The sequence below is a fragment of the Nocardia sp. NPDC046763 genome, from assembly GCF_040645495.1.
Classification (GTDB): domain Bacteria; phylum Actinomycetota; class Actinomycetes; order Mycobacteriales; family Mycobacteriaceae; genus Nocardia.
This window is the reverse complement of record NZ_JBEYYI010000009.1, coordinates 105,667-124,101: the sequence shown is the minus strand read 5'-3', so window position 1 is coordinate 124,101 and position 18,435 is coordinate 105,667. Positions and strand designations below refer to the sequence as shown.

Genomic DNA, 18,435 nt, shown 5'->3' with positions numbered 1-18,435 from the left:
GAGAATTCACTGAATCGTTGCTGTTCAACCATGGTCATGTTCGTGGTGAAGTCTTCGGGGAATAGCCAGCGCACTGCGCATCTTCTTTGTGGATATGGAAACCATCCCAGCGTGCGGCGGTGTACACGAACGTATCGTCCGGCTTATACTGACCGCGGTCGGGGTTTGCAGTAAATAAGGCGCGAATGAAGCGCGGTCCAGGGTTAGAGGGAAGTAATGACTGCACCGCGACCGCAGCCCGACCCTGGCCGAGGATCGAGCGGAAATGCCGAGCCGGGCGCGTCATCCACACAGTTGATACCGCTGTCTGCCGGGCAGCAGGGGTTGTGGCTGGCGCAGAAATTGAGTCCGGATGTGCCGATCTCCGAGGCGCAGTATGTCGAGTTCCATGGCGACCTCGACGTCGAGCTGCTGCGTGAGGCGGCGATTCGAGCCGGCCACGAGTTCCAGTCCGGGTATCTGCGCCTGGTCGAGACCGACGGTGAGGCGTACCAGCGGTACGACCCGTCGCTGAACATGACGGGACCGGTGATCGATGTCCGTGGTGCATCGGATCCCGTCGCAGCCGGCTTCGAATGGATGCGCAGGGAGTACACGGCGCCGCTGGATATGACCCGGGACCTGTTGGTCGCAACGGCGATTGTGCAGGTGGGGGATAGGCATTATCTGCTGTACTGCCGGAGTCATCACGTCGCACTGGACGGCTACGGCGCGATGATGATCGTGAACCGGATTGCGGAGCTGTATACGGCGGCTGTGCAGGGCCACGCCGCAGACCCCAACCGGCCGGCGGACATCCGCGCCCTCTACGAGGCCGACCGCAGCTACCGGGAGTCGAAGCGGTTCACCGACGACCAGGCCTATTGGGTGAGCCGACTCACCGGCGTCGGCGAGGAATCCAGCCTGGCCGCCGGGCAGGCGCCCGCGTGCGCGGACAGTGTTGTCGCAATCACCGAACTGTCGGCGGCGACGATGGGGCGGATCGAACATTCGGCGAAAGTGGTGGGGGCGAGCCCGGCCGCGGTGGTGATCGCCGCCTTCGGCTGTTACCTGGGCCGGAAGACCGGCCGCGACGAGGTCCTGGTCAACATTCCCGTGTCGGGTCGCACGACCGCCGTGCTGCGGCGATCCGCGGGGGTGTTCGTCAACGTGGCACCGCTTCCGATCGTCCTCGATCCACGGGACACTGTCGGGACGCTGGCGCTGCGGGTGCAGTCCGATCTGGTGGGCGTGTTGCGGCACCAGCGGTGCGGCCTCCCCGACATTCGCGCCGCCACCGGGACCCGTGGCGCAGCGCGCCGCTTCGCGGGCCCCGTCGTGAATGTCATGCTCTTCGACCAGAAGCTCCAACTCGGGTCGGTGACCGGCGAATTCCATATCCTCAGCTCCGGTCCGGTCGAGGATGTGCTCGTCGACGTGTATCGGACCGGGGATCCGCCGCGGACGATCCTCCAGTTCTTGGCCAATCCCAACCTCTACACCGACCTCGAACTGTCGGCGCACTCCACCGGATTCGCGGAGTTCATCGACGAATTCGCCGCCGCCGCATCGGACACCGAGCTCGGGCAGGTCCACCCCGGCAGCGCCGCCGAAAGCGCCGGGATCCGCCGCCGCCGCGAGAACCTGGCGTTCTGGCGGGACACCCTTGCGGATCTTCCCGAGGAGCTTCGTCTGCCGTTCGATAGGCCGCGGTCGGCGGTGATGTCGAATCGTGCTGCGACTGTGGATTTTCCGCTGGATGCGGGGTTGGTTCGCGGGTTGGAGGATTGTGCGCGGCGGCATGATTCCTCGTTGTTCACGGTGGTTCATGGTGCGTTGGCGGTGTTGCTCGCGCGGATGAGTGGCGGCACCGATATTCCGGTCGGCACGGCGGTCGACGGTGTGAGCGGGATGTTCGCAAACACCTTGGTGCTGCGGACCGAGATCGATCCGGGGGAGTCGTTCGCCGATCTGCTCGGCCGGGTGCGGCAGGTCGATCTGGACGCATTCGATCATGCCGATGTCCCGTTCGAACAAGTGGTGGACCGGCTATCCAGGTGGCGACACCCCTTGGGTCAAGTGACGCTGGCATTCCGGAACGCGGAACCTGCCGAACCGGGACTACTCGACCTCGAACTGTCGGAGGTCGGCCTCTCCAGCGAAATAGTCTGCTCCGACCTGCAATTCGTCCTGTCGGCAGACCACGGTGGCGACATGACCGCCGCGGTCACCTTTGTCACGGACCTGTTCGATGCCGCGACGATCGATGCCTTGACACGTCGGTGGATCCGGATTCTGGAGTCCGTGGTGGCCGATCCGACGGTTCCGGTCGGAGCGATCGATGTGCTCGAGCCCACGGAGCGAGCCGATCTGCTGGCGCATCACGGTGCGCCCGCGGCGGCGCCGATCACCCTGCCCGAGCTGCTGGCTACCGCGGTTGCGGTGGATCCTGATGCGGCGGCGATCGTGTCCGGCGGCCGGGAGTTGAGTTACCGGGAGGTGGACGAGCGTTCGAATCGGTGGGCTCGGCAGCTGATCGAGCGGGGTATCGGTCCGGAGGATGTTGTCGCGATCGGTATCCCGCGTTCTGCGGATTCGGTGCTGGCGGTGTGGGCGGTTGCCAAGTCGGGGGCTGCCTTCCTGCCGATCGATCCGGCCTATCCGGTCGAACGCGTCGCCCATATGGTGACCGATTCGAGGGCCGCGGTCGGCCTGACCGTGGCGCCCGCCCGCGCGCGGCTACCCGACGAGATCGATTGGCTGACAGCGGATTACCTCGATGAGGGCGATGATCGGCCGGTCACCGACGGTGATCGGGTGCGTCCGTTGCGTGTCGACGATATCGCCTATGTCCTCTATACCTCCGGATCGACCGGGCTGCCCAAGGGCGTCGCGGTCACCCATCGAGGACTGAACAACTGCGCCATCACGCACCGGGATGCCATCAGCATCGGAAACCGATCTCGCATAATGCATCTGGCTTCACCAAGCTTCGATGTCTCGGTCCTGGAACTGCTGTTGTCGCTGTGCTCGGGCGCGACGATGGTTGTCGCACCCGGCGACAGCTTCGGCGGCGACGAACTCGCCGAACTCCTCGACCGCGAACACGTCAGCCACGCGTGTATTTCACCCTCGGCACTGTCGACCATCGACCACACCCGTTGGCCATTACCGGATTTGGGGCATCTGATCGTCGGTGGCGAAGGCATCGGCACCGAGTTGGTCGAACGGTGGAGTGGTGATCGCGAACTGTTCAACGAATATGGGCCCACCGAGACCACGATCGCGGTCACACTGACCGCTCTGGCGGCAAGGGAGCTGGTCACTATCGGCCATCCGATCCGCGGCGTTTCGACATGGATCCTCGACCAGCGATTGCAGCCTGTGCCCGTCGGTGTGGCGGGTGAGTTGTATATCGCCGGTGACCTATTGGCTCGTGGATATTACCGCCGGGCGGGGTTGACGGCGGAGCGGTTCGTGGCGTGTCCGTGGTTGCCGGGCGAGCGTATGTATCGGACCGGTGATGTGGTCCGGTGGTCGCCCGATGGCGCGATCCAGCATCTCGGCCGGTCCGATTTCCAGGTCAAGATTCGTGGTCTTCGCATCGAGCTCGGTGAGATCGATTCCGTGCTCGCGGGTCACCCGGCTGTCGGTTACGCCGCCACGATCGGCCATCGCGCCGCTTCGGGGGGTCAGTCGCTGGTCTCGTATGTTGTTGCCGCACCGGGGCATTCGATCGATCCCGCACTTCTGGCGGAGTATGTCGCCGATCGTGTGCCCTCGTATATGGTTCCGTCCTCGATCATGGCGCTGGACCGGATCCCATTGACGCCCACAGGCAAACTCGATCGTAAGGCGCTGCCCGAACCGGTGTTCGCCGGCAACAAACCGTACCGGGCACCAAGAACACCGATCGAGCATCTCATCGCCGAGACCTTCGCCGGCGTGCTCCACCTCGACACCATCGGTATCGACGACTCCTTCTTCGCCCTCGGCGCAGACAGCTTGGTCGCGACCCGAGTCGCAGCGCGCCTAGGGGCCGCGCTGAATATCGAAGTTCCGGTGCGGCTGTTGTTCGATGCGGCCACGACCGCGGAACTGGCCACCCGTATGGAGCAGGTGGCGCTGTCGGGGCGGCGAGCGCGCCCACCATTGATCGCCGGTCCGCGCCCCGATCTCGTGCCGTTGGCGCCGGCGCAACAACGAATGTGGTTCTTCAACCAGTACGACACCGCCTCCGGGGCATACAACATGCCGATCGCCCTGCGGCTGCGTGGCGAATTGAACGTCGATGCCCTGCGGCTGGCCCTGATCGACGTGCTGGCCAGACACGAATCGTTGCGAACGCGGTACCCGGATCACGACGGAATGCTGATCCAGGTCATCGAATCCGTCGACCACGTGGACCGCGAACCCACTCTGGCGACGGTCTCATTCAGCGAACTCGTCCCGGCGATAACCGAATTCGTGACCGAAGGCTTCGACGTGAGCACCCGGGTGCCGGTGCGCGCCCGGCTGTTCCGCGTGACCGATACGGAGGAATCGGAACACGTGCTGGCCGTCGTGGTGCATCACATTGCCGCGGACGGCTTCTCCATGGCGCCACTGGCTCGTGACGTGACGACCGCGTATGCCGCCCGGATCCGCGGTGCGGCCCCGTCGTGGACACCGCTGCCTGTCCAGTACGCGGACTATGCCCTGTGGCAGCGAGCGACCCTCGGCTCGCCGGACGAACCGGAATCGCTGTGCGCCCAGCAGATTCGATTTTGGACGGACGCATTGGACGGAGTTCCCGACGAGCTCGATCTGCCGTTCGACAGGCCGCGTCCGGCGGTGATGTCGAATCGAGGCGCGACGGCGACTTTCCGGTTGGGTGCGGGGTTGGTTCGAGCATTGGAAGATGCTGCACGGCAGCATAATTCTTCGTTGTTCATGGTGATTCATACTGCGCTGGCGGTATTGCTCGCCCGGATGAGCGGGTCCGCCGATATTCCGGTCGGTACGCCGGTCGCGGGGCGTGGTGCGGCGGCGCTCGACGATATGGTCGGGATGTTCGTCAATACGTTGGTGTTGCGGACCGAGATCGATCCGGGGGAGTCGTTCGCCGATGTGCTCGGCCGGGTGCGGCGGGTCGATCTGGATGCGTTCGACCATGCCGATGTCCCGTTCGAACAACTGGTGGACCAGCTGGTTACGCATCGATCCCAGGCGCGCCATCCGCTGTTCCAGGTGATGCTGGCATTCCAGAACCTGGAACCGGTGAAGCTGGAACTGCCCGATCTCGAACTGTCGGTGGTCGACCTCCCCAACAACGTTTCCCGCTTCGACCTGCAATTCATACTCTCGCAGGACCACGACAGCGGCGACATGACCGTCGCGGTCACCTATGCCACGGATTTGTTCGATGCCGCGACGGTCGATTCTCTTGCCCGTCGGTGGATCCGGATTCTGGAGTCGATGGCCGCCGATCCGACGGTTCCGGTCGGGGCGATCGACGTGCTCGAGCCTGCCGAACGAGCCGATCTGCTGACCCGCCGCGGTGCTGTTGCTGCGGCACCGATGACGCTGCCGGATCTGCTGACCATGGCGGCTGCGCAGGATCCCGACGCGTCAGCGATCGTATTCGCGGGGCGGCGGGTGAGCTATCGAGAGTTGGATGAGCGTTCGAATCGGTTGGCGCGATTGCTCATTCGGCGGGGTATCGGCCCGGAGGACACAGTCGCCATCGGGATGCCGCGTTCCCCGGACTCGGTGCTGACGGTATGGGCGATTGCGAAATCGGGAGCGGCTTTCCTGCCGATCGATCCCGGTCATCCCAGGGAACGCACCATGCACATGATGACCGATTCGGGGGCGGTCATGGGTGTGACCGTGCCGTCCGTGCGCGCCCAGTTACCCGACGAGATCGACTGGTTGACACCGGACGACCTCGATCGCGCCGACAATGTCGAAGTAGCCGACGATCGGCCCATCACCGACAGCGAACGGATACGTCCCCTGCGTATCGACGACATCGCCTACGTCATCTACACCTCCGGATCGACCGGACTACCCAAGGGCGTCGCGGTCACGCATCGAGGCCTGTACAACTGCGCCGCCGAGCACCGGGATGCCCTGAGCATCGAATCCGATTCTCGTACACTGCATATGGCTTCACCGAGCTTCGACGTGTCGGTATTGGAATTGCTGTTACCGCTGGGTGCCGGCGCCACCATGGTCATCGCGCCCAGCGATATCCACGGCGGTGACGAACTCGCCGACCTGATCGCCCGCGAACGGGTCAGCCATGTCCTCATGACACCGTCCACGCTGTCGACCATCGACCACACCCGTTGGTCCCTACCAGAGTTGACACACCTGATCGTCGGCGGCGAGGACTACGGCACCGAAGTGGTTCAGCGCTGGGGTGACAGCCGCGCCATGTTCAACGAATACGGGCCTACCGAAACGACCATTGCCGCGACACTGAGCGCGCCGTTGGTGGTGGGTGATGTGGTGACGATCGGTGGTCCGATTCGTGGCGTGTCGGAATGGATTCTGGATCAGCGGTTGCAGCCCGTGCCGGTCGGTGTGGCGGGTGAGTTGTATATCGCCGGTGGTCTGTTGGCTCGTGGGTACCGCGGTCGGGCAGGTACGACCGCGGAGCGCTTCGTCGCGTGTCCCTGGATGCCGGGTGAGCGGATGTATCGGACCGGGGATGTGGCTCGGTGGGCGGCCGACGGGGCGGTCGAGCACCTGGGTCGTTCGGATTTCCAGGTGAAGATTCGGGGTCTGCGTATCGAGCTGGGGGAGATCGATTCGGCGCTGGCGGCTCACGAGGCTGTGGGCCATGCGGTGACCGTTGGTCGTCGCAGTGATTCCGGGGCTCAGTCGTTGGTTTCGTATGTTGTTGCGGCACCGGGTTGTTCGATCGATTCGGCGGTGTTGACCGAGTATCTGGCTGATCGGTTGCCGTCCTATATGGTTCCGGCATCGATCATGGCGTTGGATCGTATTCCGTTGACGCCGATGGGGAAGCTGGATCGTAAGGCGTTGCCGAAGCCGGTGTTCGCTGGAGACAAGCCATTCCGGGCGCCCCGGACGTCGACCGAGCAGACTATTGCCCGGTGTTTCGCGGATATTCTGGGTGCCGAAACCATCGGTATCGACGACTCCTTCTTCGCCCTCGGCGGAGACAGCATCATGTCGATCCAGCTGGTGACTCGGGCCAGAGCAGCAGGCGTGGTGTTCTCCCCCCGCGACGTGTTCGAGCGCAAAACCGTCGCCGGACTCGCCCAGGTCGCCATCCACGAGGGCGCTGCGGCGACATCCCTTCCGGCGGAACCTGCCGGCGCAGGCGTGGGCCCGCTACCACTGACACCGATCATGCGCGAGTTGCTCGAGCGGGCGGGGTCGGCGTGCCGCCGCTACTCGCAGGCGATGATGCTGCGTCTGCCGGCGGGGATCGACCGAGGGCAGCTGGCCGATGCCGTGCAGGCGGTACTCGATCGGCACGACATGTTGCGTGCACGACTGACCCCGGCCACCGACGGGCAGTGGATGTGGGAGGTGCTGCCGGCCGGAACGATTCGCGCCGACGACGTTCTCGTGCGGGTGCCGATGGAAACGGGGCGCGTCGAGTTCCTTGCGTTGGCGGCAGCCGAGCTGGATGCCGCCGCGGACCGGCTCGATCCGGGAGCCGGGATCGTGACGCAAGTGGTCTGGTTCGACCCGGCGAGCACCGCGGAGCCGGGCACGGTGCTGGTGGTGGTGCATCGTTCGGCGATCGATCGCGGCTCCTGGCGGGTGCTGGTGCCCGATCTCATGGCCGCCTGGGCGCGGACCTCCTCCGGCGAGCGACCCGATCCGGCCCCGACCGGGACGTCGATGCGCAGCTGGGCGCACGGGCTGGTCGAGGCGGCCCAACGCCCGGAGCGCGCCGCCGAACTCGCACTGTGGCAAACGATGACCGCCGGGGACGATCCGATGATCGGATCACGGCCCCTCGACCCCGCGATCGATGTGGTCGCGACCGCCCGCACGGTCCGGGTCGAGGTCGACCCCGAAGTGACCGAGGCACTGCTGACCAGGGTGCCCGCGGCTTTCCACGGCAGTGTGGACGACGGGCTGCTGGCCGCCTTGGCGGTGGCGATCGCGAGGTGGCGGCGCGAGCACGAGACAGCGGCTGCCGCGGGCCCATCCGCGGACATGACGATCCGTCTCGAAGGGGACGGCCGCGCGGACGGCGTTGTCCCGGGCTCGGATCCGACGCGCACGGTCGGCTGGTTCGCCACGAGTTTCCCGATGCGCCTGGATCTTTCGGGCATCGATCTCGACGACGCGTGCGCGGGCGGGCCGGCGCTGGGGGCGGCGGTCAAGTCCGTCAAGGAACAGCTCCGCGCCATCCCGGACCACGGGATCGGCTACGGCCTGCTGCGGTATCTCGACGGGGACGCCGGACCGATCCTCGCCACTGCGCCGCCGCAGATCGCGTTCAACTACCTTGGCGCCGAAGCGATTCCGGCAGCCGGATGGGTGCCGGTGGATGTCGGGGATGCGTCGGGTGCGGCAGAGCTCGCCGGCGCACAGCAGCCGGATATGCCGGTGCCCGCGGTGCTCGACATCAATGCCCTCGTCGTGGACGACGCGAACGGGCCACGGCTGCAAGCGATCTGGTCGTATCCCACGGGGGTGCTCACCGCCGATGCGGTGCGCGAGGTGGCGGAGTCGTGGCGTTCGGTACTGACCGCGTTGGCGACGCATGTTCGCCGTGCCGGGAGCGGGGGGCGAACGCCGTCGGATCTGACGCTGTCCGGGCTCGGACAATCCGACATCGAGCGACTCGAGGACCGGTATCCGGGCTCGAGCGACGTCTGGCCCTTGGCCCCACTGCAACAGGGGCTGCTGTTCCATGCGCTGGTGTCCGAGCAGTCGGTGGACGCCTACATCACGCAGCTGGTTCTCGAGCTGCGCGGCCGGGTCGACCCAGGGCGGCTGCGCCGAGCCGTGCACGTGCTGCTCGACCGGCATGCGAATCTGCGCACCGCATTCGTCACCGACAGCGGCGCCGGGCCGGTGCAGGTGGTCGACGACGACGCCGAGGCGCCATGGACGGAGCTGGACCTGTCCGGGCTGGATGACGGTGCACGCGAACGCGAGTGGACGCTGCTCATGGCCGCGGACCGCGCCACCCGGTTCGACCCGGCTCGTGCCCCGCTGCTTCGCTGGATGCTGGTCACCACCGGGCCGGAGCAGTACCGGCTGATGCTGACCAATCATCACCTGCTGCTCGACGGCTGGTCGACGCCGCTGCTCCTGCAGGAACTGCTGGTGCTCTACGCCACCGACTGCGACGCCACGCTGCTGCCGCAGGTGCGCCCCTACCGGGACTTCCTGACCTGGATCGTCCGGCAGGACCCGGCCGCGTCACTCGACGCCTGGGCCCGTGCGTTCGACGGCGCCGACGAGCCGACCCTGATGGCGGCGACCGATCCCCGCCGTCGCTACACCGAATCCCGTGAGGTTCTCGGCGAACTCACCGAGGCGCAGACCGCGGCGCTCACGGGCCGCGCACGGTCCCGCGGAATCACGCTCAACACCATGATCCAAGCGGCCTGGGCGATCGTGCTGAGCGCGTTGACATCCCGGAACGATGTGACGTTCGGGGCCGTGGTCTCCGGACGGACCCCGCAGATCGCGGGTATCGAATCGATGATCGGGCTGTTCATCAACACGGTCCCGGTGCGCGTCCGACTCGACGCCACCGAGACCCTCGGGCAATTGCTCGACCGCATTCAGGCCGAGCAGGCCGCGCTGCTCGATCACCAGTTCATCGGTCTGGCCGACATCGAGCGGGCGGCCGGGCCGGGGGCGGTATTCGACACAATGACGGTGTTCGAGTCCTTCCCGGTCGACCGCCACGGATTGACCGCGGACACCGACATCGCCGGCATGCGGCTGGTCGACGTGACCGGCGCCGACGCCGCGCACTATCCGCTGGGCGTGGTCGGTCGGATCGACTCGAGACTGCACCTCGAGATCAAGTACCTGCCCGAGCTCTTCGACCACGACACCATCGCTGCCACCCTGCGGCGGATCCTGGACGTGCTCGGCGACATTGCCGCCGACCCGGATCTGCCGCTGGCCCGGATGAATCTGCTCTCGCCACAGGAATACCGCGAATTGGCGCCGGTATCAGGCGATCCCGCGATGCCGGAGCGGGTGCTGCCGGAGCTGTTCGCGGCGACGGTGGCGCGGAATCCGGAGGCGGTGGCGGTGGTGTGCGGGGACCGGCACTGGACCTACGGCGAGCTGGATGCCGAGTCGAATCGGTTGGCGCGCTTGCTGATCGGTCGAGGTGCCGGACCGGAGACGAATGTCGCGGTCGCGTTGCCGCGCTCCTACGAGTCGGTGCTCGCAGTGTGGGCGGTGGCGAAGTCGGGGGCGGCATTCGTCCCGGTGGATCCGCGCAATCCGGGGAGCCGGATCCACCACATGCTCAGCGATTCGGGCGTCGCGACAGGAATCACGCTGTCGGAGTGGAGGAATCGACTGCCCGGATCGGTGCGGTGGCTGGTCCTCGACGATCCGGCGGTCGAAGCGGAGGCGGCGGAGTCGCCGGCTGTGCCGGTGACCGATGCCGAGCGAATTCGGCTGGTCCGGGTCGATCAGGCCGCGTACGTGATCTACACGTCCGGCTCGACGGGTGTGCCGAAGGGCGTTGTGGTCTCGCACCGGGGGTTGGCGAACCTGGTGGCCGAGCAGTGCACGCGGTTCGACCTCGGGCCGGCCGCACGGGTGCTGCATGCCGCGTCTCCCGGTTTCGACGCGGCGGTCCTGGAACTGCTCTGGGCGTTCGCGTCCGGCGGGCGGCTGGTGATCGCGCCGCCGACCGTCTTCGGCGGAATCGAACTGGCGCAGATCATTTCGCACAACTCGGTGACCCATGCGGCGCTGACTCCCACGGCCCTGGGTACGGTCGACCCGGCCGGGCTGCGGAACCTCGGGACGGTCGTGATCGGTGGCGAAGCGCCCCCACCACGACTGGTGTCACGGTGGGCGCCGGGCCGGAAACTGTTCAACACCTACGGTCCGGCGGAGGCCACGATCCAGACCGATGCCGGTGCGCCTATGGTGCCGGGCGAGACCGCGACGATCGGCGGACCGATCCGCGGCGTCGGTGAGGTCGTGCTCGACGCGTGGTTGCGTCCGGTGCCGCTCGGCGTCGTCGGAGAGCTGTACCTCACCGGTCCGGGACTGGCTCGCGGCTACCGCAACCGGACGGGTCTCACAGCGTCGCGGTTCGTCGCCGATCCGTTCGCGGACCGCGGGCAGCGCATGTATCGAACCGGAGACCTGGTGCGGTGGCTGCGGCTACCGGAGGGAGGTCTGACCCTCGACTATGTCGGCCGGACGGACTTCCAGGTCAAGATTCGTGGCTTCCGCATCGAGCTCGGCGAGGTCGAATCGGGTCTGCTGGCCTGCCCGGGAGTGGCTCATTCGGTGGCGGCCGTGCACCGCGGCTCCACCACCGGCGATCGGTTGATCGGGTACGTCGTGCCGGAGCCCGGCACCGACCTGGACCCCGTCGCGGTCCTCGCGTTCGCCGAGCAACGACTGGCCCCGCACATGGTGCCGGCGACCGTGATGGTGCTCGACACGCTGCCGATGACGGAAACGGGCAAGATCGACCGCCTCGCGCTGCCCGAGCCCGACTTCAGCACGGGCCGAACCGAATTCCGGGCGCCGGTCACCGAGACGGAGACGACGCTCGCGGGACTGTTCGCCGAGGTATTGGGCATCGACACGGTCGGGCTCGACGACTCGTTCTTCGCCCTGGGCGGAGACAGCATCATGTCGATCCAGTTGGTGACGCGGGCCAAGGCGGCGGGGCTGGTGCTGTCCGTGCGTGAGGTGTTCGAACGCAGAACGGTTGCCGGACTTGCCCAGATCGCCGTCCGCGACAGCGCCGCGGCGGCCGCCCTTCCGGCTGAACTGCCCGGCGGGGGTGTGGGGCCGATGCCGTTGACGCCGATCATGTGCTGGATGTTCGAGCGTGGCGAATTCGACCGCTTCTGCCAGTGGGTGATGCTCACGCTGCCGACCGGCATCGAGCAGACCGCCATCGCGGCGACCGTGCAAGCGGTGATCGATCATCACGACATGCTGCGGGCCCGGCTCCGGCCCGACCCCGCACACCCATCGGGCTGGGCAATGCACGTGCAGCCGACCGGGATGTCCGCCGCCGGACTGATCCGGCACGTGCCGGTGGATGTGGCACCGGACAGCAGCGCGTTCGCCGCGATCGCCGATAGGGAGGCACGCGCGGCCGCCGAGCGCCTCGACCCCGCCGCGGGAATCGTGCTGCAGTTGGTCTGGTTCGACTACGCCGACGGACCGGGCCGGCTTCTGGTCGTCGCACACCACCTGGTGGTGGACGGAGTGTCGTGGCGGATCCTCGTTCCCGACCTTGCTGTCGCAGGAGCCCAGGTGAGTGCCGGGCAACGGCCGCAGCTGATGCCCGTCGGTACGTCGATGCGACGCTGGGCGCACGCTCTCGACACCGCTGCCGCGAACCTCGACGAACTCGACTGGTGGCGTTCCACCCTCGCCGCCGCGGATCCGCCGATCGGGACGCGCCCTCTCGACCCGGTCGTGGACCTGCAGGCCACCGTCGCCACTGTTCGGGTCACGCTGCCCACCGCGGTGACCCGCGCGGTACTCACCACCCTGCCCCAGGCGTTCCGCGGCAATGTGGACGATGCCCTCATCGCCGGGCTCGCACTGGCGCTGACCCGGTGGCGGCGCCGCCATGGCGACAACATCACCGACACGCTGCTCACGCTCGAAAGCCACGGGCGCGACGACACGGTCCTTCCGGGCGCCGACCTCACCCGCACGGTCGGATGGTTCACCACCACCTACCCGGTGCGGCTCGACCTGTCCGATATCGACATCGATGACGCGTTCGGCGCCGGCGCTGCCGCGGGGGCGGTCGTCAAATCGGTCAAGGAACAACTCCGGCGGGTCCCCGGCCACGGGATCGGCTATGGCCTGCTGCGCTACCTCGACACCGATACCGCCCGCATCCTGGGTGCGCTGCCCGACCCTCAGGTGAGTTTCAACTATCTCGGCCGATTCGACACGATTCCCGACGCATTGCGCGAGACCGGGTGGATGCCCGCCGGGGCCGATACCGCCGGCGGCGCCCAGCCCCCCGAAGCATCCGTGGCAGCCCTGCTCGGCATCAACGCGGCAACCGAGGACACGCCGGGCGGACCTGCCCTGACCGCGTCCTGGGACTACCCGGTCGACCTGATCACCGCGGCCGAGGTCACCGAACTCGCGGAACTGTGGCGCGACGCGGTGACGGCTCTCGCCGCCCACGCCTCCCGGCCCGGCGCGGGCGGGCTGACGCCCTCCGACGTCGGCCTCGTCGACCTCGACCAGGCCGCGATCGACCGGCTCGAGGCCCGGTACCCGGAGCTGGACGATATCTGGTCGCTCACGCCGCTCCAGGCGGGGCTGCTGTTCCACGCCCAGCTCGCCGACGGCGCCCGCGACGACTACATCGTGCAACTCCGGATGGAACTCGGTGGGCGCGTCGACGCGGATCGGTTACGCCGCGCCGTACAGACCCTCATCGGACGGCACCCGAACCTGCGGACCGCATTCGTTCACGACGGTCCCGGCGAGCCGGTCCAGGTCGTACACCGCCGTGTCGACGTGCCGTTCACCCGGATCGACCTCGCGGAATACGCCGACACCGCGGCCGCGCTCGATCAGCTCATGGACGCCGACCGGCACTTCGACATGACCGCGGCGCCGCTGCTGCGACTGACACTGATCAGCACCTCCCCGCAGCGACACACGCTGCTGCTGAGCATGCATCACATTCTGATCGACGGCTGGTCCACCCCACTGCTGATCCGGGAACTGCTGATCCTCTACGCCGGCGACAGCGACCCCGGTGCCCTGCCCCCGGCGCGCCCCTACCGCGACTACCTGGTGTGGCTGAAAACCCAGGATCAGCGGGCGGCGGAAACGGCGTGGGCCCGGACCCTCGAGGGCGTCACCGAGCCGACTCTGCTGGCGCGCGCGGACCGCGGCCGCCGGCACGCCGCCGCCGCACGCGAGGTCCGGGTACAACTGAGCGAACACCGCACCGCGGCCCTGGTCGCGGTGGCCCATCAGCAGGAGAGCACCCTCAACACCGTCGTCCAAGCCGCCTGGGCGATCGTGCTCGCAAGCGCGACCGCGCGCGAAGACGTCGTCTTCGGCACCACCGTCTCCGGACGCCCCCCGCAGCTCCCCGGCATCGAATCGATGATCGGCCTGTTCGTGAACACCGTGCCGGTCCGGGTCCGGCTCGACTACGGCGAAAGTCTCGCTCAGCTACTCCGGCGAATCCAGGCCGAACAAACTGCGCTGCTCGACCACAACGACCTCGGGCTCGCCCGGATCCAGCAGACGGCCGGGTCCGGCGCGATGTTCGACACCGTGACCGTCTTCGAGTCCTACCCGGTCGACGCGGCCGGGTTGTCCGAAGACACCGACATCGCCGGGATGCACGTTCTCGACGTGCAGGGACGAGACGCCGCGCACTACCCGCTCGGCCTGATCGTCCATCTCGATACCCGGCTGGAGCTGACCTTCAAATACCTGCCCGAACTGTTCACACAGCACCAGATCGACGCCCTCGCCGGCCGTGTCCGACGCGTGCTCGACGCCATCACCGACGACATCGATCTCTCACTCCTGCGAGTCCAACTGCTGTCGCCGGATGAACTGGCCACCTTGGTACCCGTTCGCGGTGATCCCAGCGTGGCGACATCGACGTTGCCGCAGGTGCTGGCGGCCGCAGCGAGGTCCGACGTGGACGCGGTGGTCTGGGAGGGCGAAAGGTTGTCCTACCGCGAACTCGACGAAACCTCGAACCGATGGGCGCGGATACTGATCGAGGCCGGAGCAGGACCGGAATCCTTTGTGGCCGTGGCGTTTCCGCGCTCCGTCGACGCCGTGATCGGCGTGTGGGCGGTCGCCAAGACCGGCGCCGCGTTCGTTCAGATCGACCCCACCCAGCCCGAAGACCGGATCAGCGGCATTCTCGCCGATGCCGGTGCCACCGCCGGGCTGACCGCCGAGACCTATCGACACCGGCTGCCGCAGGCCACACCGTGGCTCAGCCTCGACAGTCCCGAATTCGCCGCGAAGGCAGTGTCGGCGCGCGTCACCGCGATCGACGACAGCGAGCGCACGGCCACACTACTGCCGGAGCATCCGGCGTACCTGATCTACACCTCGGGCTCCACCGGGACCCCCAAGGGAGTAGTGGTCACCCAAACCGGGATCGCGAATCTGGCCGCCGAAGCGCGGGAGCGGTTCGGCCTCACCTCGTCCTCTCGAATGCTGGCTGCGGCCTCGCCGAGCTTCGACGTGTCGATCCTCGAATGGTTCAGCGCCGCCGCCGCCGGAGCCACCCTGGTGCTCGCACCGGAGCGAGTGGTCGCCGGCGCCGAACTGGCCGAGCGGATCACCGCCGCACACGCCACCCATGCGGCATTCACCCCGACCGTGCTCGAATCCCTACCCCCCGGCGAACTCGATACCCTGCACACCCTGATCCTCGGTGGCGAGACCTGCCCACTGGATCTGGCGAACCGATGGGCGCCGGGCCGCACCCTGATCAACACGTACGGGGCTACCGAGACCACCATCCTGAGCTGCGCCGACGTCCCCCTGACCGCGATCACGGAGAGTCCGCCGCTGATCGGCGGCCCTGCCCGTGGGTTCTCCGCCGTAGTGCTCGACGGCAGACTGCGCCCGGTCCCGCCCGGAGTGGCCGGCGAACTGTATCTGTCCGGACCGGGCGTCGCCCGCGGCTACCACGGGCAACCCGCACTCACGGCAGCACGATTCATCCCCGACCCGTACGGGCCGGCCGGGACCCGCATGTATCGCACCGGCGATCTGGTCACCTGGACCGGTGACGGGAGGCTCGAATACCTGGGCCGCAGCGATCTGCAGCTCAAGGTCAACGGCCATCGCATCGAACCCGGCGAGATCGAAACCGCGTTGTGCAGCCACCCCGCCGTCTCCCGTGCCGCCGTCGTGGTCCACACCCGGCTCGACGGTGTCGACCAGCTCACGGGCCATGTGGTGCCCGCCCCGCACACCACACCGGATGCCGCAGCGCTGACCAGGCACCTCGCTACCCGATTGCCCACCCACATGATCCCCACCACCATCGTGACGCTCGACCGGATACCGCTCACGACCACCGGCAAGCTCGATCGCAACGCCCTGCCCGTACCCGACCTGCGCGGTCGGTCTCGGTTCCGGGCGCCATCCACCCCGCTCGAGGCGACCGTCTGCGCTGCCTTCACCGACACCCTCGGCATCGAACGAATCGGAGTCGACGACGGCTTCTTCGCTGTCGGCGGTAACTCGCTGGCCGCCACCCAATTGGTGGCGCGGCTCGCGGAGTCCACCGGTGTCACCGTGCCGCTGCAGTGGCTCTTCACCGATCCGACGCCGCAGGCGCTGGCCCGCCGCATCGAGAGCCGTCGCGACGGTCTCGCAGGGCGGGACGTCGACGGACAGGGTCTCGACGGGGCGCTCGCCGTCATGCTGCCCCTGCGGGCTGCCGGAACCGACCCGCCGCTGTTCTGTATTCACCCGGCGATCGGATTGGCTTGGGGTTTCAGCGGACTCGTGCAGTACCTCGATCCCGACCGTCCCGTCCGAGGGCTGCAATCTCCGGCGCTGTCCGACCCCACCGTGCGGTTCGACACCCTCGATGAACTCGCCGCCCGCTATGTGCAGGAGATCCGGTCCGTCCAACCGCACGGTCCCTACCATTTGCTCGGCTACTCGCTCGGCGGCACCATCGCGCACGCGATTGCGGTCCAACTCCGCCGCGACGGCGACTCCGTGGCCACCCTGGCCATGATGGACACCCGCGTCGTCACTGCCGACAGCTTCCGGGCCCCCACCCCCTCGGTGGCGACGATGCTCGCCGAGTTCGGCGGTTTCGCGGTTCCGGACGGCCACACCGAGCTGACCGTCGAGGCCGCAACCGAGTTGCTGCACCGGCAAGGCGGCCTCTTCACCGAGGTCACCTCGGAGCATCTCGTGAGCTTGCAACGCGACTACGCCCGGCTCATCGACCTCACCTGGAACCATCGGCCGGGATTGTTCGACGGTGATCTGATCTACTTCAGCGCCGTCGACCACCACGTCGACGGGTCTTCTCCTGTTCGTGCCTGGAACGACCACGTCGCCGGGCGTATCACCGAGCACCGGATTCCCGTTCAACACGAACGAATGACCGGTCAGGATTCGCTCCGCGCCATCGGTTTCGTCCTCACCGAGCACTTCCGGTCCATCCACATCGCCCACACGGAGTCAGAAACCCCAGCAAGGACAAGCCGATCATGAACACCGACCGAATCGTCGGAACACGTTCCGGCGTCGAGCCAGTCAACCTGTTCGACCCCGATCGGGCAGCCGGTAACGGCGTGCACCCTCATGTCGCCGAACTGCGCCGGTGGATGGTCGGATACCTGTGCCAATCCCATCCCGACCTCGGCCGGCCCGGCCATGTCTGCCCCTACACCAGCCACGCCATCGCACTGCGATCCCTGTGGGCCGCATTCATCACGGGTCGTGATATCGACCGCCAGCGCATCAGCGCAATAGTCGCCGACCTCTACGATCTGTTTCCCAGCCTGCCACCCCGGGACGAGCCCGATTCCAAACTCAAAGCCGTCATCGCGGTCTTCCCAGACCTCACCGAATACGCCGACATCGACACCGTTCAACACGACCAGAAAACCAAATTTGTCGAACAGGGCCTGATGCTCGGCCAGTTCTACCCGGGCTGCACCGTTCCCGGGCTGCACAACCCGGCCTTCCGTGCACTCGACGCACCCCTGCCAATGCTCGCCATCCGCTACATGGCCCCCACCGATTTCCCATTCCTCAACGCCCGCCACGAATGGATGCACTTCTACCTCAAGATCTTCGCCCCCGCCATCCCCAAATTCATCGCCACCGCCATGTCCGACAGACTCGTCGTGACACCCGACGCCCCGACCGACCTCGGCCCTGATGGCCGGTGACGCTACCTTTCGGTCAGCCATCTTCTATGCCGCGAAAAAGGTATGGCTGCAACTGAATTGGGAGAATGCGCAACCATCGCCGACCCGGCGGATCTGGACCCGTGAACGTGCCGTGCGGCCACCAAATGGCCACCATGAACTTGCCTTTGTGGTCAATCCGATCTGTATCGCGGGACACGCGGTAGTCAAGGTAGACCATCGGGTCATGGTGGGTTGTTGTCGGCGATCGGTGAGACACTCGATATCGATATAGATTGTCTGGCAACAGGATTGGCGGTTGGTCCAGGCCGGATCGACCAGACGCTACCGAGCCGGGCCGTAGCAGACTTTGAGCGTGCCCGCGCACAGGGACCCG

At 67.0% G+C, this 18,435-nt stretch carries 2 protein-coding genes; both read left to right on the top strand.

The features are described from left to right. Window positions 1-216 precede the first annotated feature (216 nt). Entirely contained in the window at window positions 217-17,397 is a 17,181-nt protein-coding gene (locus tag ABZ909_RS16940; protein ID WP_357000135.1) for an amino acid adenylation domain-containing protein, read from the top strand. Further along, on the top strand, window positions 17,394-18,080 hold the full coding sequence (locus ABZ909_RS16935) for a DUF6875 domain-containing protein (protein WP_357000132.1): 687 nt from the start codon (window positions 17,394-17,396) through the stop codon (window positions 18,078-18,080). Before ABZ909_RS16940 ends, ABZ909_RS16935 begins: the two co-directional genes overlap by 4 nt. The last annotated feature ends 355 nt before the right edge of the window (window positions 18,081-18,435 follow it).

Excerpts from the sequence above, each read along its gene's own strand:
- ABZ909_RS16940 (WP_357000135.1), top strand. The coding sequence starts at position 217 with ATGACTGCACCGCGACCGCAGCCCGACCCTGGCCGAGGATCGAGCGGA.
- ABZ909_RS16935 (WP_357000132.1), top strand. The coding sequence starts at position 17,394 with ATGAACACCGACCGAATCGTCGGAACACGTTCCGGCGTCGAGCCAGTC.